This window comes from Tateyamaria sp. ANG-S1 (assembly GCF_000814025.1).
Classification (GTDB): domain Bacteria; phylum Pseudomonadota; class Alphaproteobacteria; order Rhodobacterales; family Rhodobacteraceae; genus Tateyamaria.
On sequence record NZ_JWLL01000006.1, the window covers coordinates 669,911 to 689,211 of the forward strand.

Below are 19,301 nucleotides of genomic sequence, written 5' to 3' on the forward strand. Positions count from 1 at the left end.
GGTTCGGGCGTTCGGGAAAGGGGTCACGAGTATGCACAGATCACAGGCGGTAGCCGTCGCGCGTGCGGCGGTGCGCATCAGTTTTCCAATCCTGATCCTGACCGGTTGCGCGATGCTTTTGGCCCGGCAGATACCGATGGACGTGGTTGCCACCCTGCCCCGACAACTTGCCAACATCACCGCGCTGCAATGGATTACCGCGGCCGTGCTAACCGTGGGCAGTTTTTTCGCAGTTGCGCAATATGATGTACAAGCGCATCGCACCCTAAACACAGGCGTTTGCGCCCGGCGCGGACGGATCACCGGATCCGTCGGTATCGCAATTGGGCAGACCGTCGGCTTTGGGCTGGTGTCGGGCGCGGTGGCGCGCTGGCGCATGCTGCCAGAAATGAGCGTCGGTCAGGCGTTGAAGCTGTCAACTTTTGTTTCGCTGACGTTTGTTGCGGCCTGGGCCTGCGTGACAGGCGTTATATGCGCACTGCTGCCTGCGCCCGCGTGGACCACAGTGCTGTCGCTGGGCACTCTCATCCTGATGCCTATCTGTGCGGGCCTGTTATTCTGGCATCCGAAATTGCAGGTCGGAAAACATCACATTCCGCTGCCCAGCCTGCGGGTATCGGGTGCGATCCTGCTGTGGGCTTTTGCGGATATGGTGCTGGCGGCCGCCGCGCTGTGGGTGCTCATGCCCGCGGGAACGATGAGCTTTCTAACACTGTTGCCCCTTTTCGTGGTGGCGCTTGGCTGCGGTCTTGTCTCGAACACGCCGGGTGGCGTCGGCCCATTTGAGCTTGTTCTGGTGTCCGGCCTGCCACTTGGCGCGGAAGCCGGTGTGCTGGCGGCCATCTTGGCATTCCGCATCGTATACTATGCTCTGCCCGCGTGCATCGCCATGGTTGCCATGCTGCGGCCCTTGCCCACACCGCAGCCAGTCACACTCCGCCCGCCCGAGTGGCATCACATGCCGCGTAGCGAGGTGCAGGCGCTGCGTCAGAATGGTGGACGGGTCGAGACGGCGCCTGGCACGACAGCACCCCTCTGGCAAACGGCGCAGACCGAAACGCTGTTTACCGACCCCAAGGGCGTGTCGCGCGCTGCGCTTACCTTGCTGAAAGAGCGGGCCGCACGCCACGGTCGTGTACCGCTGATCTACAAATCCGGCGCGCCGCTGGCACAAGTGGCGCGCCGGGCCCGCTGGGCCGTCCTGCATATTGCGAACGATGCAATTGTCGATCTGCGGGCGTATGACATCAACACACCGGATCGGCGACGGCTGCGGCGCAAACTGCGCGCTGCTGACAAGGCCGGGATCACCGTGCGATCGGACCGTTTGCCGGATGCTGATGCGGCAGCACGGATTGATGCCGACTGGCAGACGCAAAGCGGTGCGGCACGTGGCGGGAGTATGGGGCGTTATTGCCCTGAATACATTGAAAAACAATGGGTTGTGAGCGCTTATTCAGGTGAAACCCTTGTGGCCTTTGCCACGTTTCATCGGGGGCCACAGGACTGGTGTCTGGACATCATGCGCCAGAGCGCGGCTGCCCCGGACGGCACCATGCACGCGCTGGTGAACCACGCGCTGGAAGACGCGCAGGCGATGGGTGTGGCGCGGGTCAGCCTCGCCTCTATCATTGCCTGCCCCGATCCGGGCCGTGCCATTTGGCGGTGGGCGGCGGCTCGGGCCGTCATCCATGCGGGTGGCACCGGTTTGCGCCAGTTCAAGTCCGCCTTTGCCCCGCGCTGGGTACCGCGATATGCCGCCGCGCCGAACTGGGTGGCGCTGGCCCTAGGCCTGGCCGACATCGCGCGCACCATCCGCACCCCGGACCCGTTGCCTGTCGCAAATGCAAATACACCTCATCAAGAAGATGAGAATTATGAACTGGCTTCACCTTCGGCAGCATGACACATGACGGCATCACGCACGCAAGAGGTGTTGCCCCATGACCCATCCTGACCCATTGACCGCCCTTTTGGCTGAAAAGGGCACGCTTCTGGCAGATGGTGCCACGGGCACGAACCTATTTGCGATGGGCTTGATGTCCGGGGATGCGCCGGAGCTGTGGAATGAGGACGAGCCTGCCAAGATCCGCGCGCTGTATCAGGGTGCGGTGGATGCGGGCAGTGATCTGTTCCTCACCAACTCCTTTGGCGCGAATGCGTCGCGGTTAAAGCTGCATGATGCGGGACACCGCGCCTTTGAACTGAGCAAGCTTGCGGCTGAGATTGGTCGGGATGTCGCTGATGTCGCGGGCCGCAAAGTGTTGGTGGCCGGGTCGGTTGGCCCGACGGGCGAGATTATGGAGCCGGTCGGCAGCCTGACCCATGCCGATGCGGTCGAGATGTTTCACGAAACCGCGTCCGGATTGAAGGAAGGCGGAGCAGATATCGGTTGGCTTGAGACCATTTCGGCCCCCGAGGAATACACCGCCGCTGCCGAAGGCTTTGCCCGCGCCGGGCTGCCCTGGGTCGGCACCATGAGTTTTGACACGGCGGGCCGGACCATGATGGGTGTGACCAGCACCGATATGGTCGGGCTGGTCGCTGGTTTGGACTTTGCCCCCGTCGCCTTTGGCGCCAATTGCGGGACGGGGGCGTCAGATCTGCTGCGCACGGTGTTGGGCTTTGCAGCCACGGGCACCGAACTGCCCATCGTGGCCAAGGGCAATGCAGGCATTCCGAAGTATCACGATGGTCATATTCACTATGACGGCACGCCCGAATTGATGGCGGATTATGCCGAGATGGCGCGCAATTGCGGCGCGCGGGTCATCGGCGGATGTTGCGGGACGACCCCTGCCCATCTTGAAACGATGCGTGCAGCGCTGGATGAGCGACCCATTGGCCCTGCCCCCACTCTGGATCAGATCGTGGCCGCCCTGGGCGCATTTTCCTCTACCAGCGATGGCACCGGCGATGGTGATGGGCGGCCTGCCCGCAAGCGCCGTGGACGGCGCGCGGCCTAGAAAAGGCTGAGTTGCGCGCTGTCGGTGTGTGGTGGCCGAAAGAGGTCGGTGCGCATGGGCGGTGCAGTTTCCCGTAACCCGAGGCGTTTGAGCGCGATCTTGAACCGATGTTGCACCAGTTCGGCATAGGCCCCTTTCCCCCGCATGCGATGCCCCCAGCGCGCGTCGTAGTCGCGCCCGCCGTGCATGTCCCGCAGCTTGGACATGATGCGGCTTGCGCGATCCGGGTAATGCACGGAAAGCCATTCCTGCCAGAGCGGAGAGACCTCACGCGGCAGGCGCAGCATGATCCAGCTGGCGGTGCGGGCCCCGGCGTTCTTGCCCGCTTCAAGGATCGCTTCCAGTTCAGGATCGGTCAGCGCCGGCACCATGGGCGAGGCCATGATGCGCACCGGGATACCCGCCTCGGCCAGCCTGCGGATCATCGTCAGCCGCCGTTTGGGCGTGGGGGCCCGCGGCTCCATCTGGCGCGAGAGTTTGGGATCGAGCGTGGTGACGGAAATGCCCACCCGCGCCAACCCGCGCTGTGCCATACGGGCCAGGATGTCGATGTCGCGTTCAATCAGCGTGCCCTTGGTCACGATGGCGATGGGGTGGTTGCACGCCTCCAACACCTCAAGACAGGCGCGCATGATGCCGTAGTCCCGCTCGATAGGTTGATACGGGTCGGTGTTGGTGCCGATGGCCAGCGTCGCGACGCGGTAGCTCTTGCGCGCCAATTCCGCCCGCAAAACATCCGGCGCGGCGGGGCGCGCCACGAGCTTCGTTTCAAAGTCCAGACCCGGCGACAGGCCCAGATAGGCGTGGCTTGGCCGGGCAAAGCAGTAAACACAGCCATGTTCGCACCCGCGATAGGGGTTGATCGACCGATCAAAGGGCAGATCGGGCGAGCGATTGTAACTGATGAGGGACCGTGGACGTTCCACGCTCACCTCTGTCCGCAAGGCTGGCAGATCATCGTCCTGCGCCCAGCCGTCCGCCTCTGCATGGCGGCTCAACCGGTCATAGCGGCTGGCGGCGTTGGTCACCGCGCCGCGCGCCTTAGCCGTTCGGGTCTGCAGGTCGGGCTTCATGACGCGATTATAGAACACAACGGGAACACTCGCCAAGAGTCCACGGCGAGACAGTACCAAAAGTGCATACAATCGCACACGAAAACCAAACTTCGCGTCGCACCGGACGCGGGCCATGTCGCAATCCGGACAGTCCGCCTGCGACATTCTGAACGATATATTGGAAAATAGGCACCGGGTCCGGCACCCACGCATAAGGATCACACCATGTCCGAAGAAGACGACATCATCCTGTCCGAGCTCGACGATGAAGAGCTGGTCCAGCAGATGTTCGATGACCTCTATGACGGTCTCAAGGAAGAGATCGAGGAAGGGGTCAACATCCTGCTGGAACGGGGTTGGCAACCCTATGACATCCTGACCAAGGCGCTTGTGGGCGGCATGACCATCGTGGGCCACGACTTCCGCGACGGTATCCTGTTCGTGCCCGAAGTGCTGCTGGCCGCCAACGCGATGAAGGGCGGTATGTCGATCCTGAAGCCGCTGCTGGCCGAAACCGGCGCGCCACGCGTGGGCAAGATGGTCATCGGCACGGTCAAGGGCGACATCCACGACATCGGCAAGAACCTCGTTTCGATGATGATGGAGGGCGCGGGCTTTGAAGTGGTCGATCTGGGCATCAACAACCCGGTCGAAAACTACCTGGAAGCCATTGAACAGGAAGGGCCGGATATCCTCGGCATGTCGGCCCTGCTGACAACCACGATGCCCTACATGAAAGTTGTGATCGACACGATGGTCGAACAGGGCATCCGCGACGACTATATCGTGCTGGTCGGCGGCGCCCCCCTGAACGAAGAGTTCGGCAAGGCCATTGGTGCCGACGCCTACTGCCGTGATGCGGCTGTCGCAGTTGAGACGGCCAAGGAATTCGTGGCGCGCAAACACAACCAATTGGCGGCGGGATAACCCTGTCGCCTCCATGACGGAGGACGACATGCTGCTCAAAATCTGCGTTTGGCGCTTACGATTTACGTCCGGGGAATATGTATAATGTCCCTCGACAAGATATTCTTGATCCTGATCTGTATCGTCGCAGGGATCGCCGCCACCGGTGGCGCCGTCGCACTGCTGATCGCGGGCAGCCTGACCCACCCACTGCTTCTGATCGGGGCGGTGGTGATCATCGCATTTGCCATTTACGTTCTGTGGCGGTTGCTGTCCGAACGCTTGGGCAACCCTGCAGAAGACCACTATGACGGGATGAAACACTGATGCTTGTTGTTACGAGTGAAACGATTGCAGACCGACGCATCGTCGAAACCCTGGGCCTTGTCCGGGGCGCAACGGTGCGATCCAAGCATATCGGGACGGATTTTGTGGCCGGTTTACGCAACCTCGTTGGCGGGGAGCAGACCGGCTATTCGGCACTCATGGCCGGTGCGCGCGAACAGGCCCTTGATCGGATGATTGAGGCTGCAACGGAACTGCAAGCGGATGCCATCGTAGCCGTGCGCATGGAAACATCGGCCATCATGGCAGGCGCATCCGAGATCGTGGCCTATGGTACGGCCGTCAAACTGGAATGATCACACCCGACGACACCGTTCTGTCACCAAGGACTGCCGGAGGACACAATGCTGCTTGAAACACCCGGTTGCGATTTCGGAGACCCTGCCCCAGACTTCAATCTGCCCGATGCGCACGGACAGATGCACAGTTTAAGCGATGTTTCAGGACCGCACGGCGTTCTCGTCGCGTTCATATGCAACCACTGCCCCTATGTCGTGGCGCTCGCGGACCGGCTTGCGACGGATGCCAAGACCCTGCGGGATGAAGGGATCGGGGTGGTGGCGATCAACGCCAACGACTACACTGCGTACCCTGCGGATGCGCCGGACAAAATGCCCGGATTTGCCGAAAAACACGGGTTCGAGTTTCCCTACCTGATCGACGAAGACCAATCGGTCGCCCGCGCCTATGGCGCCGTGTGCACGCCGGATTTCTTCGGCTTCAGCGCGGATGGCCTGCTGCAGTATCGCGGGCGTTTGGACGATGCGCGCATGGGCGACGCCAGCGATCGCACACCCGAACTGGTCAATGCCATGCGCAAGATCGCCGAAACCGGCGTCGGCCCGCGCGACCAGACGCCCAGCATGGGCTGTTCGATCAAATGGCGCTGAGCGACGTGGCCCTGAACGAAGACGGACTCGCGGCTGACGGCGCGGGGCGTATCCTGCTTATTGCATGCGGTGCGCTGGCGCGGGAAATCCTGGACCTCAAGGCGATGAACGGCTGGGACCACATGGACCTGACCTGCCTGCCAGCCAAATACCACCTCTACCCCGAGAAAATCACCCAAGCGGTACGCGACAGCGTTGCAAAACACCGCGACACCTACGACACGATCTTTGTTGTCTACGCCGATTGCGGCACTGGCGGACTGTTGGAGGCAGCCTGCGACGATATGGGTGTCGAGATGGTGGCAGGCCCGCATTGCTACAGCTTTTTCGAGGGAAATGAACGCTTTGTAGCGCAAAGTGAAAGTGACATCACCACCTTCTACCTGACCGACTTCCTCGTCCGCCAGTTCGAGGCATTCGTGATTAGGCCAATGGGCCTCGACCGCCACCCCGAGTTGCGGGATATGTATTTCGGCAACTACGACAAGCTGGTCTACCAGGCCCAAACAGAAGATCCGGCCCTGACAGACAAAGCGCGCGCCGCTGCCGAAACGCTCGGTCTCGCCTTCGAGCGCCGGTTTACCGGCTACGGCGACCTGCAAACGTCACTGGCCGCGCTGTAGTCCTTCGCATGCACAGTCGAGCTGCTCACTTTTGCTGATGTCGGCGACGAACGAGAACGCCTGCTGGGCCCCATCTATGATGCGTTGCCGCGCGCGTGGACCGTGCCCAACCTGTTCGAGCGTCGAGATCAGCGCTCTCCAGCGATGCGCTGGTGCAGGGCAACGCAGAAAGTGGTGCGATGCATTTGGGAGCGCAGTAATGACGTTGGTCCGCATGCTGTTGCGACCAAACGCTGCGCCGTGCGCGACGTAGAGTGCACCCAAAAGCGCCTGGCGGCCTTGAAGGGCGAAACGGGGTTCTGGCGGTGAAACAAGACAAACATCTTGCTGCAACGCAACACACTCCGCCTTCAGGTGAAACTCGGGGAACAGGTTTACCGCGTTTCGCGCAGTCTCGATTGCACCGTAAAACTGCGCAAAGACACCCAGCGCGCTCTGATACGCTGCCTGCGTGAGATCCGCATGCATCAGGCACGACAGCAGGGGATCTCGATGCAGGGCATCATGTATCTGACGTGTGGCTTGAGCCACCTCACTGCGGACGTCACCAATCGTAAGCTGGATCATAGCTGCAACTCTGACAGCGCCTCGGCCAGCGCGGATTTCCGCAGGGGTTTCTGAAGCACGGGGGTATCGGGAAACCGATCTTTCTGCACCTCGTCAACGCCGTAGCCGGTCACAAAGACGAACCGCGTACCCAATTGCTGTAACTCCTCAGCAATGCAAAGTGACGTGTCACCATCGGACAGGTTCACATCCAGAACAACAAACTCTGGGACATTTTGCTAGATGGCTTGCAGGGCATCGCGGCTCGAATTCACAATCTGTACGTTTTCGAAGCCAACGCTATTCAGCGTGGCCAAGGTGTCCATGGACACAACGAAACTGTCCTCGACCAAAAGACATGAGAGCGTTGCACGATCCCTGAGGGTGCTTGATCGTTCAGCTGTCGTTGACGCGGTCCGTTTCAGGACGTCCGATTGGCTCACGGCGTCTGTGATCAAGGTGCTTGGGAGTTCCAAAACGCATTTGAAACCGTCTCTGGCGTAGTCGCGCAGTATCGTGCCACGAAAATCATTCGGAACCGCGTTGTCGAGCAGGATCGAGCCGAATCCCATCCGGGTTGGCGGGGTCACAAGTGGCCCGTCGCGTTCGGTCCAGAACAGCTTTAGCCGTCCCTCGTGCAGCATGATTTCAATGTCGAGCGACCCTTCGGAAACCGACAAGGAGCCATATTTCGTTGCGTTGGTCATAAGTTCGTGAATGACCAGCGCAAAGATAGGGGTGACCTCAGGTTGCAGTCCCACTTTGGGCCCGTTGATCCGGACACGGTCGGATTGACCGCTATGCGCGCGCCCCTCCTGTTGCAGAATGCTCTGCACACTGACCAGTGCCTCGGGTTCCTCCACGGCAAGTGAGTGTGCATTGGCAACGGCTTCGATCCGCGCTTCGAGCGTATTCACGTAATCATCAATTGAACTCGACGTGGCGCGTGATTGTCGCGACAACGACCTGATGAGTGTCAGCAGATTGCGGATGCGGTGGTTCAGCTCATTGATGAGCATCTTCTGCTGGCGCGTGGTCTTCTCGATAAGGGCCTTATACTCGGAGGAGTTCATCAGGATCGACCAGACGTCGCTGGCGATGCGGTCCTGTTCCTGTGTCCAGGCCGCCGACGTGCCGCGCACCGTCTCTTTGTAAGCGGCAAAGGATCCACGTGGCCGCAATCGCGCATCCGCGCCGGTTCCGACAATCGTCTTTTCCGGGATCCCGGCCCAGGTTGTCATTTGCTCTCTGTCACGCCGGAAAAACGCCACGAGATTGTCGTTGCTGATAGGCGTGAGGTGCATACCCGCGATCTCCGTGCCAAAAGCAGCGACCAAGTTGGGTTAATCCTCGTTCAGCTTCGCGGTGGCAACGGCTTCAGTCTTTGCGTTGGCAAATGTCATCAGTGTGTTAATCGCGGTGCTTGGCGGGACCAAACCGCAAGACTGCACAAACCCCTCCTTTACCAGAAGCGCGCCATCTGCCTCCATCGCGTCTGTCAATTGTTCGAGCAGTTGTATGCCCAAGCGAATGTCTGCTTCACCAGAGGACGCGACATTCGTAAGCTCCGACCTTAGCGCGTTTGCCTGACGCAAGCGATCCAGTCTGTCCCGTTGCAGAAGCGTGGCAAGTTTCAACCCGAAGAAATGGACAAAGTTCCGGCACACTTCGCGCACGCTTTGTGTCGGAACACGCGGTATCGGGTGATGCAGCGCAATCATGCCCCACAGCTCATCATTGACAACGACATTCAGTGTAAATGTCGCCTGCGTGCCCATGTTTCTGAGGTATTCCATGTGCACCGCAGACACGCCACGCAGGTGGGCTTGGGTCATGTCCAACGGTAGCATGTCAGCGCTGGCCGCCAGGATGGGCACATTCGGCGCGCTTACATCGGCAATGTAGCGAAGCGGAACACGGGCCATAATCGCGCGGGCCTGCGCGGGTACATCCCATGCCGGGAAGTTCAGCCCCAAGAAAGAATCCAGCCCTCCGGACAGCGCCTCCGCCCGGATGGTTCCGTTGCCTTCGCCATCAAACTCATAGACCATGATGCGCTGGTAGCCAGTGAGTGCCTGCAACAGCCGCACGGCCAGCTGGAACAGCGCATCTGCCTCATCAACATTCTGAAGGCGCGCCGTTGAAAAGGCGAGTTGCTTGAGTGCATCGCCGGACATCGACGCCTGGTTTTCGGCTGGTTCGAATTCAAAGATCGTCGCTGATCCTGCCGCGGCGGCCGATGCGATCAGGTCCGTTTGGCCAATGCGCACAGGATCAAGCAGTCTGGTATCCTGCTTCAGGAAACTGGGAAGCAGGCCATTGACCATATCATGCCGCACACCGGTGGGAAAAACGTCGTTGATGTTTTGACCCAGCACATCACCGCAGTCCAAGCCCGTCACAGCCGCTAGGTTTGTGCTGGCGTGTGTCAGACGCAAGCTATCATTGTCGAACGCCATCAAGGCACCGTGGCCCTGGATCGAGCCGGGGATGTGCACCGGTTCTGATGCGCAGTGTTTCAGCGCCCGTTCAATGTCTTGCGTGACATCTTGTGATTTCATGTCGGTCTGGGCCTTTTCTCAAAGCGGGAACTTAACGCCTAGGTAAGGATAGTTCATGTTCCATTAACGTCCCGACCGATGGGCGCGGCAATTCGCCCTTTGGTTGCACAGTCGTAGCGGGACAACCAAGACGAAGACAAAGCTATTGCAGGAGTTGTTCCCTCGCGGCTTTTGCCGATTTGGGTAAGCCACATAAGACAGCGGACACATTCAGGGCACTAGAACACCGAACTCTGCCGGATGCTTCGCACTGGACAGCTGACACGGTTCCAATCGTCTTTGGTTCGCGTGGCCGCATCGCACTTCGTCCGGTGGACCTGCCGGCTACCAACTTCTCGGATGGCCAGCAAATAGTCCAACCGCCTGATCTTGTCGGAAAAGAAAATGTGCGATTGTCAACGCAGAAAGCTTGGGAAGCCTTGAAGCGGCAGGCTGTCTTACTCATCAATAAAAATGAAGCGCGCCGCCGCATTGCGTCCTTTGGATCAGGCAGCAGCTACGGATTGGATTCGCTCGATCATCGCGCGCAAACCGTTTGACCGCTGCGCCGACAAATGATCATTCAGACCCAGCCGCGTCATCTCTGCCCGCGCATCGACAGCCCGTACGTCGTCCAATGTCAAACCATTGTACAAACGCCGCAAAACGGCGATCAGCCCCTTGACGATCATGGCATCGCTGTCGCCGTCAAAGTGAAACACGCCATCCTCCACATGCGGGTGCAGCCAGACCTGGCTGGCACAACCGTCAACCTTGGTCGCGGGCACCTTAAGCGCGTCGGGCAGCGGCTCCATCGCCTTGCCCTGTTCAATGACGTAGCGATAGCGGTCTTCCCAGTCCTCAAGGAACTCGAAATCCTCGACAATCTCTTCGAAACTCGGCGTTGCCATCGGTTGCCCCCGGGAATAGTCGTAGCCTAGGTGAAGTATGCGCCTTGGCCGCAAAGGTCCAGAGCGGCAAAGGATGCTTTTCAAGTGCCGCCGCTTCCGTTACCAACTTGCCAAGAGCAAAGACGCGAGCGGACGATGCCCAAGATCCTTCCAGCCCTTTTGGTTGCCACCTTGACCCTGTCGGCATGCGCCACGGTGCGTGACAGCCGGGTAAACCCGTTCAACTGGTTTGGAAGCAGCCGGTCGGAGCCGATCCGGACCGATCCGCGCGCAGCAACCAACCCACTGATCCCCGAAACGACCCGCGCTGGACTGTTTTCGAACCTGCGTGACCAGGCCGAGGTTTACGTTGGCACACCCATCGATCAGGTCACAGATCTGGTGATCGAGCGCGTGCCGGGCGGTGCCATCGTGCGGGCCACTGGTATCGTGGACGAGGATCGCGCATATGACGTGCGCCTGACCACTGAAAGCGACGAAAATGTGCCCGTCGATGGCGTGCTGACCTACCAGATGCGCGCCGTCCATACCGACCGTCCGACCCGCACACTCAGCCAGCGGGTCCGAACTGTCACCGCCGCGCGGCGTTTGACCGATCAGGAACTCGCGGAAATCCGGGTGATCCGGGTCGAGGGCCGCCGCAACGCCCAAAGCACAACCCGCCGCTGACGCGCACACGCGCGCGCATCTGTCAGTCGAGCGGGATGATCTGAACGTCAGCCCCGTTGGCCGTAAGCGCGACTTGCCCATCGCACAGGCGCAACGCATCCGTGCCAAACACCTCGGACCGCCAGCCGTGCAGCGCAGGCACGTCCCGCACACCTGCGGCCAGCGCATCCAGATCCGCCGCCGATGCAATCAGCTTGGCTGCAACGCCCGCACTTTCGGTCTTGGCCTTCAAAAGCACGCGCAGCAGGTCCGCCAGTGCAGGGTTCACCTGCAACTTTTCACGCGACTTGTCGGGGCGTGGCATGGCGTCCGGGTCCATCTCAACCCCGCATTTCACGGCGGCGAGGATCCCGTCAGCGATGTCGCCCTTGCGCGCCTCACGCAACAGCAGCCGTGAACGGCCAAGGTCTTCGTAAGATTTGGGCTTGTTGCTGGCCAGCTCGACCAGCGCGTCATCCTTGAACACGCGATTACGCGGCACATTGCGGGACTGCGCATGCGCCTCGCGAAAGGCTGCAAGCTCTTTGACCACGGCAAGAAAGCGAGCCGAATTCGTTCGGGTTTTCACCCGTTTCCAGGCGTCTTCGGGCTGGATGATATAGGTTTCAGGGCTCAGCAGCGTTTGCAACTCTTCTGACACCCAGCGCGCGCGACCGCTGTTGTTCAGCTTGGTCGACAGGAATTCATAGATCTCCCGCAGATGCGTCACATCCGCGATGGCATAGGTCTTTTGCGCGTCTGTCAGGGGCCGCCGCGACCAATCGGTAAAGCGCGATGTCTTGTCGAGCGACTGTTTGGCGATCTTGCGCACCAGCGTCTCATAGCCCACCTGCTCGCCAAAGCCGCAAACCATCGCGGCGACCTGCGTGTCGAACAGCGGCTCGGGAAAGACCTGCGCATCGACGTAAAAGATTTCCAGATCCTGACGCGCGGCATGGAACACCTTGACCACCGATGTGTCCCGGAACAGGTCGTAAAGTGGTTCCAGCGACAGATCCTTCGCCAGCGGGTCCACCAATACTGCGCTGTCCTCGTCAGTGCCCGGCATAGCAAGCTGAACGAGGCAGAGTTTGGAGTAGTAGGTCCGTTCGCGCAGGAACTCGGTGTCCACGGTCACATACGGGTGCGCGCGCGCCTCGGTGCAGAAGTCGGCAAGCGCATCCGTTGTCGTGATGGTTCTCATATGCGGTTCTTTTTGTTGCTTTTCACCGTCTGGTTGTTTGGTCCTACACCAACTCGCCGTCGCTGGCTAGAGCATCAGGGGCGTGCTGTCCCCGGCGGTGAACCGGCGCAACACTGCCGGATAAAGCTTATGCTCCTGCACGAGCACACGGGCGGCCAGCGTATCGGGCGTATCGCCTTCCTCAACAGGCACGCGCGCCTGCCCGAGGATCGGGCCATCATCCAGTTCCGGCGTAACAAGGTGCACGGTGCAGCCATGCTCAGTCTCGCCCGCCTCAAGCGCACGGGTATGCGTGTGCAGGCCGCGATACTTCGGCAAAAGCGACGGGTGAATGTTCAGCATCCGTCCACGCCACGGCGTCACAAAGCCTGCCGTCAGCACACGCATGAACCCGGCAAGGCAAATCAGGTCCAGATCATAGGGCAAAAGCGCTTCGTTAATCGCGCCCTCGAACGCCGCGCGGTCGCGGCCATAAGGGCGATGATCGACGACGACCGTGGCCAGGCCCGCCTCCTGCGCCCAGGTGATGCCACCTGCGTTCTCGTTGTTCGACACCACAACAACAGGGGCTGCCGGATGCGTGGCGTCCATGTCTTCGACCAGCGCACGCATGTTCGAGCCGCCGCCGGAGACAAAAATCCCAACCCGTTTCTTCAAAGAAGGGAACCCGTGTAAGTGACGCCCTGCCCTGTCCCAACAGTGCCGATGCGCGTGACGGCCTGGCCTTCGGCTTCCAAAGCGGTCGTCACTGCCGCTTGCGAGACCGCATCGACAACCACCACCATGCCGATCCCCGCGTTGAAGGTCTTGAGCATTTCCGGCTGATCCATGCCACCCTGCGCTGCGAGCCACTGGAAGACGGGCGGCAGTGCCCATGTGTCCAGATCCACGGTCACACCCAAACCTTCGGGCAGCACGCGCGGCAGGTTCTCGGTCAACCCGCCGCCGGTGATATGGGCAAAGCCATGCACGCCACCTGCCTTGATCGCCGCTAGCGCGGCTTTCACATAAAGCCGCGTGGGCGTCAGCAGCGCTGCGCCCAGCGTGCCCTCGCCCCAAGGGCAGGCATCGTCCCAACCAAGGCCCGACGCCTCGACAATCTTCCTGACCAGCGAATAGCCGTTGGAATGCACGCCGTCCGAGGCAAGGCCCAAAAGCACATCGCCCTCGGCCACGCTTGCGGGCAGTGCCGTGCCCCGCTCCATCGCGCCGACCGAAAAACCGGCCAAGTCGAAATCGCCCGCCGGGTACATGCCGGGCATCTCTGCCGTCTCGCCCCCGATCAAGGCGCAGCCCGACGCTTCGCAACCCCGCGCAATCCCTTCGATGATGCGCGCGGCCTGATCCAGCTCCAGCTTACCCGTGGCGAAATAGTCTAGGAAGAACAGCGGCTCCGCGCCCTGACACACCAGATCGTTCACGCACATCGCGACCAGATCGACGCCCACGCCGTCCACGTTTCCAGTGTCAATAGCGATGCGCAGCTTGGTGCCCACTCCGTCCGTGGCTGCGACCAGAACCGGATCAACAAAACCCGCCGCTTTCAGATCAAAGAGCCCGCCAAAGCCGCCCAGACCAGAGGCGACACCGGGCCGTTTCGTGGCTGCAGCAGCCGGTTTGATGCGGTCCACAAGTGCGTTGCCTGCGTCAATATCCACGCCCGCATCGGCGTATGTCATTCCGTTCTTGCCCTGCGCCATCGCTGTCCCCGTCCGCTGGTTGCGCACCTGCTAGACCAACGGGCCGTCCGGTGCAACGGACGTCTTGACGCCACCGCGCGTGCCGCATACGCATCACGCATGGCGGGCCTGTAGCTCAATTGGTTAGAGCAGAGCGCTCATAACGCTTTGGTTGCGGGTTCAAGTCCTGCCGGGCCTACCACATTCTCCGCCGATCTCACGCTTTGCGCACGTGCCAACCGACGATCATGGTCACAACAGTGTCGCCCGTGTCGTCGCGGATATCGACGTTGATGTCGAACGCTGTTTTGCCGACCTCTTGCAATTCCTTGACCAACTCTGGCCCTGGCCGTTCGGTCTTGGCATGCGCCTCAAGCCGCCCCTTGGCGATCTTGACGTAGGAAATCTGCGCCCCCGATGCCACGGGGCGCGCCTGAAAGATCATCGGGCCAAAGGCACCGGCCAAAGCCGCACCCGAAGCCGCCTCGCCAAGCGTGAACATAGCACCCGCGTGCTGGGTTTGGATGTGGTTCGAGGTCTCCTGCCGCTGATCCAGCGCCGCGACGCCCAGCCCGTCGCCCACCTCAATCAACTCTACACCGACGTGGTTGGCAAAGGGCACGGCTTTGCCCAACTGCTCGCGGATCATGTCGTATGGTGTCATGTCAGGCTCCTTGGCTGGTTTGCGCCAGTAAAGCCGGTTGGCGCAGCGCAGCAAGCGTGCCGCTGCGGCAAATCAGCGGGCAATGACGATGTCAGCCCGCAACCCACCCAGTTTGCTGCTGTGTCCAAGCCGCAGGGTGCCCCCATGCCCACGCGCGATATCTGTCGCGATGGCAAGGCCCAGACCCACGCCCGACCCCTTGTCCTGATTGCGCGCCGGATCCAGCCGGGTGAACGGCCGCTGTGCGTCCGCGCGCTGCTCCTCGGGAATGCCCGGCCCATCATCTTCGACCCGGAAGCGAAGCGACTTTTCGGTGATCCGCACCGACACTTCCGCGCGCCCGCCATAGCGGACAGCATTGGACACAAGATTGTCGAGTGCCCGACGCATGGCCAGCGGACGCAAACGGACGGTGCCCGCGCCCTCCACCTCCGCCAGCGAAACGGGCTGGCCCGCACGCTGTGCGTCTTCGACCACCGTCGTCGCAAGCGCGACAGGGTCAGTACGCTCAGGCTCGCCCTGCCCGTCGCCTTTGGCGAAGTCGAGGAAAGCGTCGATCATGCCCTGCATGTCATCCACATCCTGCTCCAGCGCTTCGCGGTCATCGTCTTCCAGCATCGACAACGACAGCCGCATGCGGGTGAGCGGCGTGCGCAAATCATGACTGACCCCCGACAGCATCAGCGTGCGGGTTTCAATCTGCCGCTCGATCCGGTTGCGCATGTCTACAAATGCCGTGCCCGCCGCTCTCAGTTCAGACGCCCCAGCTGGCGAAAATGGGATATTGCGGCCACGGCCAAAGGCTTCGGCAGCACGCGCAAGCCGCCGAATGGGCCGCAACTGATTGCGAAGATAGACAAAGGACACCATCGTCGTAAGGATCGAAAAGAACACCATATAAACCAGCAATTGGTGCGGATTACGCGCAGAGATACGCCGCCGGTCGAACGTGATTGCGACCGGCCCCGTGCCGGTATCGACCGCCAACCTGACCGCAGCACTGCTCGACAAATCAAAGGACCGGATCTCGGGCACCTGCTCGCTCAGGCGCCGAATGACCACTAAGCCGGAAAAATCATCCCAGTCACGACTGTTCGGCGCCTCCAACTCGGGCGCAGGAATACGTTCCACCCGCATATCGAGCGGATCGGCGACATCCGCTGTTGCGACTTGCACATCCGCACCTCGCGGCAGATCAGAGAGGTCTTGCAGCACCAACCGGATCTCGCGCACAACGGTGTCCGCCATCTGCACGGTCACCCCCTCAAAATGGCGCTGCGCAAAAAGGACAGACACCACGACTTGCACCACGACCACAGGCAGCAGCAGGATTAGCGCGGCCCGTGCATAGATACCGCGCGGCATATAAAGTTTGAGCCATGCAAAGGACATGCGCTAGAGCCTATCTGGCCACGCCCGGGGACGAAAGAGACCATGACACCACCAGACGATTTTGACCCGATCATCGGAGTGGCAGAGGTGATGGAACAAGGGCTGCGGCGCATTGTGGCACCGAACCCGTCGCCCATGACCTATCGGGGCACCAACACATATCTGGTCGGTGAAACGGCCCTGGCGGTGGTGGATCCCGGCCCGGATAACGCAGACCATCTGCACGCAATCCTGCAGGCGGTTGAGCCGCACCAGCATGTCTCGCACATAGTGGTCACGCACAGTCATCTGGACCACTCCCCCCTCGCCCGCGCCCTATCGGACACCACAGGCGCGCCCATCTTGGCCTTTGGCGACGCAACCGCCGGACGGAGCGACATCATGCGGCAGCTTGCAAAGGCGGGCCTGTCAGGCGGTGGCGAAGGTATCGATAAGGAATTCGCCCCGGATCAATGCCTTGCAGATGGTGATGTGATCTCAGGCGCGGATTGGCAGCTCGAAGTCCTCCACACACCCGGACATTTGGGCAATCATATCAGCCTTGGATTTGGCGACGCCTGTTTGACAGCCGATCACGTGATGGGCTGGGCCAGTTCGCTCGTATCACCTCCGGACGGAGACCTGACAGACTTCATGTCATCCTGTCACAAGCTGATGCGGCGCGATTGGCGCGTGTTCTACCCAGGCCACGGAGCACCGATCACCGAGCCCAAGGCACGTCTGCTATGGCTGATCGAACACCGGCACACCCGTGAACGCGCAATACTCGATGCGCTCAACGACGGACCAGCAACAGCGGCTGACATTGCGGACGCGGTGTATATCGACACGCCGCGTGCATTGCTGCCTGCTGCCACCCGAAATGTACTGGCGCATCTTGTTGATCTGATGGGAAAATCTCGGGTCCACCCGCTTGATCCGCTCAGCGCAAACGCGCGCTTTGTGCGCAAATGAGCGACAAGAATATTTTTCGCGCCGACGACGCAAATCCCTCTGGACGACCTGAATCGCCCTTGCTATACGGCGCAAACCGTTCCGGCGTAGCTCAGCGGTAGAGCAGTTGACTGTTAATCAATTGGTCGTAGGTTCGATCCCTACCGCCGGAGCCACAATTCACATTAACTCATTGATTTTATTGAATTTTCTGGATTTCTTGGTTGAAATCCCTTCAGCGGGGCCATGATTCCCGCAACATATCCCGCAACAACGGACCATATTGCTTCTAAGCGAACCGTTCAAAAAAGTTCTGTAGCAGCGTCTCGATGTGCGCTGCAGACTTGTTTGCGCTAACCTTGAGACTATTCGGATGACCGCAGCCATTGCGAAGCCCGAGCGCCTTCTGCAACTCCTCCTTGGCGTTCTTGCCGATAACAGAGATTGCAGCGATCCGGTTCAGAAAATCGGCCTCACCCATCCTGCCGAAGTCGTCCGACGTCTTGGCGGTTTTCCATCTACCGTCTACCCGCTTCGCTTCGGTATTGAACGCAGACAAATGATGCGAATGAACATACTTGTGCAAGACGTCCATTGCTCCGAGCCAAGCCATTACGATGGCCGAGCGATACAGTTCTGCCTCGTGACATTTGATCGCTTCCTCTACGAAATGGCGAGTTTCGACGTCGGTGATCTTGTCGAGATGTGCCCGAAGGTCCACTGCTACCTGCATGGCGGCTGAAGCCCTCCCGCCATTGCTCTCGCGTTGACGAGAACAGCATACGCTTAGCCTGCGGGGATAGATGGTCGCAGTTTACGTGGACGATAAGGCGCCCTTGTTTTTGAAGGTAGAACAGATCGGCGTCCTTCTGGATTAGACGCCCAGTGATTTCACCCTGGTTCTGGCCGTTGTGGGTTAGGACAATGGGCTTCAGGTTGTCGACGAAAGCACGCGACGGCGCCTCGTTGGACGGTTTGCCATCCTTCTTCAGTTTGCGGGCGAGGACCCAATACTCGACGCCGATCTCCCCGTGGTCCCCCAGAGAGACGTTGAACGTAGGGAGCCGGTAGTGATCTCGGGGCCCTTGGCGGTACCGTCGTCGCCGTCGTCCACGGCACCGTTTAGGGCGTTCCGGGAGCCCTTGATGGTTCGATTCCAGCCGTGGACTCGGTTCTCGAAGCGGATCGGCGCGACCGGGTCGAAAAGGACCCTCTGTAGCGCCCCGTACAGGCTCTTCGGTCCGATGGAGGAGGTACAACCCGAGAGGTCGTAGCCGAAGTGCCTGACCACGGTTCCGCGCTCCGGGTCCCCGTCCTCGACCTTCGCGGTTAGCAGCCCACCGTCGCGGGTCAGATAGACGTAGCGTCCCGTCTTATACTGGTCCGCAGGGAGGTCCTGGTACCAGACCACCGTGAAGGCGATCTCGTCCGAGCCGACAGCACGCGAGGCGATCAAGACGTACTTCGAGAAGACCAGGGTACTGGAGCCGCCTTGACCGTAGGTACCCGCGAGATAGTGCTTCTGTATCTTGTTACTCTCGTTGAGACTGAGGATCGTACCTTCCATCTGCTCCGGCGCGATCCCAGTGCCCCTATCGATGACGGTCAGCAATCGTGATTGCCAGCCTTCGCCCTCCTCAAGGCGAACCACCGTCTCCGCCGCGAGGCGTTGACGGTCACCCGTGCCGAGGGCGGAAAGTTCGCCCTTCATCGGCACCCCTAGCCAATGTGCAGCCGCTTCGCGAGGCGAACCGCTTTTGGGCTTGCCATCGTGCTGATCGTGTTCGTACTCCAAGATCGCGTCGTGTGCGTTCGTCACTCGCTCGATGGCAGAGCGAGCGGGGTCGCTGGCAACCTCGATGGCTCCACGGTTATTGTCCAGGCGACCGAACGGTACGAGGTCAACTGTCGGGTGCTGCCGACACTCGGCCAACACAGCCCTGACGTCCTCCACCTTCTCGGCAGCCATCAAGCGGTCAAGGATTGCTCGGTTTTCCAT

General features: G+C 60.6%; 22 protein-coding genes and 2 tRNA genes. 11 read left to right on the top strand and 13 right to left on the bottom strand.

The features are described 5' to 3' along the window. Positions 1–31: 31 nt before the first annotated feature. Together RA29_RS14620 and bmt are read left to right on the top strand one after the other, a co-directional pair. Positions 32–1,906: a phosphatidylglycerol lysyltransferase domain-containing protein gene (locus tag RA29_RS14620; protein WP_039687112.1), complete on the top strand. Its 1,875-nt coding sequence runs from the start codon at positions 32–34 to the stop codon at positions 1,904–1,906. A 37-nt stretch (positions 1,907–1,943) separates the two neighbouring features. Continuing rightward, positions 1,944–2,966, top strand: a complete 1,023-nt coding sequence (gene bmt, locus RA29_RS14625; protein WP_039687113.1) for a betaine--homocysteine S-methyltransferase — start codon at positions 1,944–1,946, stop codon at positions 2,964–2,966. Here the strand turns inward: bmt and RA29_RS14630 are convergent. Then, positions 2,963–4,039: a PA0069 family radical SAM protein gene (locus tag RA29_RS14630; RefSeq protein WP_052249704.1), complete on the bottom strand. Its 1,077-nt coding sequence runs from the start codon at positions 4,037–4,039 to the stop codon at positions 2,963–2,965. The genes bmt and RA29_RS14630 overlap by 4 nt on opposite strands. Positions 4,040–4,246: 207 nt before the next feature. Here RA29_RS14630 and RA29_RS14635 point away from each other — a divergent pair, with 207 nt between their 5' ends. The 5 genes from RA29_RS14635 (at position 4,247) to RA29_RS14655 (ending at position 6,785) form a co-directional block, all read left to right on the top strand. Beyond that, a complete protein-coding gene (locus RA29_RS14635; protein WP_039687114.1) occupies positions 4,247–4,948 on the top strand; it encodes a B12-binding domain-containing protein in 702 nt (233 codons plus the stop codon). A gap of 84 nt (positions 4,949–5,032) precedes the next feature. After that, the gene (locus RA29_RS14640; protein ID WP_039687116.1) at positions 5,033–5,254 is read left to right on the top strand and encodes a hypothetical protein; all 222 of its coding nucleotides are present in this window, start codon (positions 5,033–5,035) and stop codon (positions 5,252–5,254) included. Beyond that, a complete protein-coding gene (locus RA29_RS14645; RefSeq protein WP_039687118.1) occupies positions 5,254–5,568 on the top strand; it encodes a YbjQ family protein in 315 nt (104 codons plus the stop codon). Before RA29_RS14640 ends, RA29_RS14645 begins: the two co-directional genes overlap by 1 nt. A gap of 48 nt (positions 5,569–5,616) precedes the next feature. Then, positions 5,617–6,162 (top strand): thioredoxin family protein, encoded by a 546-nt coding sequence (locus tag RA29_RS14650; protein ID WP_039687120.1) that lies wholly within the window; start codon positions 5,617–5,619, stop codon positions 6,160–6,162. After that, positions 6,153–6,785 carry a DUF1638 domain-containing protein gene (locus tag RA29_RS14655; RefSeq protein WP_039687122.1) on the top strand — a complete coding sequence of 211 codons (633 nt, stop codon included), beginning with the start codon at positions 6,153–6,155 and terminating at the stop codon, positions 6,783–6,785. Before RA29_RS14650 ends, RA29_RS14655 begins: the two co-directional genes overlap by 10 nt. Here RA29_RS14655 and RA29_RS14660 read toward each other — a convergent pair. From RA29_RS14660 to RA29_RS14680, 5 genes are all read right to left on the bottom strand, one after another. Further along, entirely contained in the window at positions 6,768–7,352 is a 585-nt protein-coding gene (locus RA29_RS14660; protein ID WP_039687125.1) for a biliverdin-producing heme oxygenase, read from the bottom strand. The two genes, RA29_RS14655 and RA29_RS14660, sit on opposite strands and share 18 nt — an antisense overlap. Further along, complete coding sequence (locus tag RA29_RS14665) at positions 7,349–7,486, bottom strand: hypothetical protein (protein ID WP_193743535.1); 138 nt, start codon at positions 7,484–7,486, stop codon at positions 7,349–7,351. Before RA29_RS14665 ends, RA29_RS14660 begins: the two co-directional genes overlap by 4 nt. An 84-nt stretch (positions 7,487–7,570) precedes the next feature. Beyond that, positions 7,571–8,668: an HWE histidine kinase domain-containing protein gene (locus RA29_RS14670; protein WP_342666419.1), complete on the bottom strand. Its 1,098-nt coding sequence runs from the start codon at positions 8,666–8,668 to the stop codon at positions 7,571–7,573. A 6-nt stretch (positions 8,669–8,674) separates the two neighbouring features. Then, positions 8,675–9,892, bottom strand: a complete 1,218-nt coding sequence (locus RA29_RS14675; RefSeq protein ID WP_039687132.1) for a GAF domain-containing protein — start codon at positions 9,890–9,892, stop codon at positions 8,675–8,677. 485 nt (positions 9,893–10,377) lie between these two features. Next, positions 10,378–10,782, bottom strand: coding sequence for a SufE family protein (locus RA29_RS14680; protein ID WP_039687134.1), 405 nt, complete (start codon positions 10,780–10,782; stop codon positions 10,378–10,380). 135 nt (positions 10,783–10,917) lie between these two features. Between RA29_RS14680 and RA29_RS14685 the strand changes: the two genes are divergently transcribed. Next, positions 10,918–11,451: a hypothetical protein gene (locus tag RA29_RS14685; protein WP_039687136.1), complete on the top strand. Its 534-nt coding sequence runs from the start codon at positions 10,918–10,920 to the stop codon at positions 11,449–11,451. A gap of 22 nt (positions 11,452–11,473) precedes the next feature. Here the strand turns inward: RA29_RS14685 and rnd are convergent, their stop codons facing one another. The 3 genes from rnd to purM all read right to left on the bottom strand — a co-directional run bounded on the left by rnd (position 11,474) and on the right by purM (position 14,334). Continuing rightward, positions 11,474–12,634: a ribonuclease D gene (gene rnd / locus RA29_RS14690; protein WP_039687138.1), complete on the bottom strand. Its 1,161-nt coding sequence runs from the start codon at positions 12,632–12,634 to the stop codon at positions 11,474–11,476. A 66-nt stretch (positions 12,635–12,700) separates the two neighbouring features. Further along, positions 12,701–13,291 carry a phosphoribosylglycinamide formyltransferase gene (purN, locus tag RA29_RS14695; protein ID WP_039687140.1) on the bottom strand — a complete coding sequence of 197 codons (591 nt, stop codon included), beginning with the start codon at positions 13,289–13,291 and terminating at the stop codon, positions 12,701–12,703. Beyond that, positions 13,288–14,334 carry a phosphoribosylformylglycinamidine cyclo-ligase gene (gene purM / locus RA29_RS14700; protein ID WP_039687141.1) on the bottom strand — a complete coding sequence of 349 codons (1,047 nt, stop codon included), beginning with the start codon at positions 14,332–14,334 and terminating at the stop codon, positions 13,288–13,290. Before purM ends, purN begins: the two co-directional genes overlap by 4 nt. Before the next feature lie 104 nt (positions 14,335–14,438). On the opposite strand from purM, the gene RA29_RS14705 reads away from it, so the two are divergent. Then, positions 14,439–14,515, top strand: a tRNA-Ile gene (locus RA29_RS14705). 15 nt (positions 14,516–14,530) lie between these two features. Here RA29_RS14705 and RA29_RS14710 read toward each other — a convergent pair. After that, on the bottom strand, positions 14,531–14,977 hold the full coding sequence (locus RA29_RS14710) for a DUF4442 domain-containing protein (protein ID WP_039687845.1): 447 nt from the start codon (positions 14,975–14,977) through the stop codon (positions 14,531–14,533). Positions 14,978–15,049: 72 nt separating this feature from the next. Continuing rightward, positions 15,050–16,369, bottom strand: a complete 1,320-nt coding sequence (locus RA29_RS14715; protein WP_039687143.1) for an ATP-binding protein — start codon at positions 16,367–16,369, stop codon at positions 15,050–15,052. Between the two features lie 42 nt (positions 16,370–16,411). Here RA29_RS14715 and RA29_RS14720 point away from each other — a divergent pair, with 42 nt between their 5' ends. Together RA29_RS14720 and RA29_RS14725 are read left to right on the top strand one after the other, a co-directional pair. Next, positions 16,412–17,323 (top strand): MBL fold metallo-hydrolase, encoded by a 912-nt coding sequence (locus RA29_RS14720; protein WP_039687145.1) that lies wholly within the window; start codon positions 16,412–16,414, stop codon positions 17,321–17,323. An 80-nt stretch (positions 17,324–17,403) separates the two neighbouring features. Beyond that, positions 17,404–17,478, top strand: a tRNA-Asn gene (locus tag RA29_RS14725). A 113-nt stretch (positions 17,479–17,591) separates the two neighbouring features. Here the strand turns inward: RA29_RS14725 and RA29_RS14730 are convergent. Continuing rightward, positions 17,592–18,035 carry a hypothetical protein gene (locus RA29_RS14730; RefSeq protein ID WP_039687147.1) on the bottom strand — a complete coding sequence of 148 codons (444 nt, stop codon included), beginning with the start codon at positions 18,033–18,035 and terminating at the stop codon, positions 17,592–17,594. 255 nt (positions 18,036–18,290) lie between these two features. Continuing rightward, positions 18,291–19,301 (bottom strand): hypothetical protein, encoded by a 1,011-nt coding sequence (locus RA29_RS14735; protein ID WP_193743536.1) that lies wholly within the window; start codon positions 19,299–19,301, stop codon positions 18,291–18,293.

Excerpts from the sequence above, each read along its gene's own strand:
- RA29_RS14680 (WP_039687134.1), bottom strand. The coding sequence starts at position 10,782 with ATGGCAACGCCGAGTTTCGAAGAGATTGTCGAGGATTTCGAGTTCCTT.
- rnd (WP_039687138.1), bottom strand. The coding sequence starts at position 12,634 with ATGAGAACCATCACGACAACGGATGCGCTTGCCGACTTCTGCACCGAG.
- RA29_RS14730 (WP_039687147.1), bottom strand. The coding sequence starts at position 18,035 with ATGCAGGTAGCAGTGGACCTTCGGGCACATCTCGACAAGATCACCGAC.
- RA29_RS14675 (WP_039687132.1), bottom strand. The coding sequence starts at position 9,892 with ATGAAATCACAAGATGTCACGCAAGACATTGAACGGGCGCTGAAACAC.
- RA29_RS14640 (WP_039687116.1), top strand. The coding sequence starts at position 5,033 with ATGTCCCTCGACAAGATATTCTTGATCCTGATCTGTATCGTCGCAGGG.
- RA29_RS14655 (WP_039687122.1), top strand. The coding sequence starts at position 6,153 with ATGGCGCTGAGCGACGTGGCCCTGAACGAAGACGGACTCGCGGCTGAC.
- RA29_RS14715 (WP_039687143.1), bottom strand. The coding sequence starts at position 16,369 with ATGTCCTTTGCATGGCTCAAACTTTATATGCCGCGCGGTATCTATGCA.
- RA29_RS14645 (WP_039687118.1), top strand. The coding sequence starts at position 5,254 with ATGCTTGTTGTTACGAGTGAAACGATTGCAGACCGACGCATCGTCGAA.
- RA29_RS14720 (WP_039687145.1), top strand. The coding sequence starts at position 16,412 with ATGACACCACCAGACGATTTTGACCCGATCATCGGAGTGGCAGAGGTG.
- RA29_RS14635 (WP_039687114.1), top strand. The coding sequence starts at position 4,247 with ATGTCCGAAGAAGACGACATCATCCTGTCCGAGCTCGACGATGAAGAG.
- RA29_RS14630 (WP_052249704.1), bottom strand. The coding sequence starts at position 4,039 with ATGAAGCCCGACCTGCAGACCCGAACGGCTAAGGCGCGCGGCGCGGTG.
- RA29_RS14710 (WP_039687845.1), bottom strand. The coding sequence starts at position 14,977 with ATGACACCATACGACATGATCCGCGAGCAGTTGGGCAAAGCCGTGCCC.
- RA29_RS14660 (WP_039687125.1), bottom strand. The coding sequence starts at position 7,352 with ATGATCCAGCTTACGATTGGTGACGTCCGCAGTGAGGTGGCTCAAGCC.
- purM (WP_039687141.1), bottom strand. The coding sequence starts at position 14,334 with ATGGCGCAGGGCAAGAACGGAATGACATACGCCGATGCGGGCGTGGAT.
- RA29_RS14735 (WP_193743536.1), bottom strand. The coding sequence starts at position 19,301 with ATGGAAAACCGAGCAATCCTTGACCGCTTGATGGCTGCCGAGAAGGTG.
- RA29_RS14685 (WP_039687136.1), top strand. The coding sequence starts at position 10,918 with ATGCCCAAGATCCTTCCAGCCCTTTTGGTTGCCACCTTGACCCTGTCG.
- bmt (WP_039687113.1), top strand. The coding sequence starts at position 1,944 with ATGACCCATCCTGACCCATTGACCGCCCTTTTGGCTGAAAAGGGCACG.
- RA29_RS14650 (WP_039687120.1), top strand. The coding sequence starts at position 5,617 with ATGCTGCTTGAAACACCCGGTTGCGATTTCGGAGACCCTGCCCCAGAC.
- RA29_RS14620 (WP_039687112.1), top strand. The coding sequence starts at position 32 with ATGCACAGATCACAGGCGGTAGCCGTCGCGCGTGCGGCGGTGCGCATC.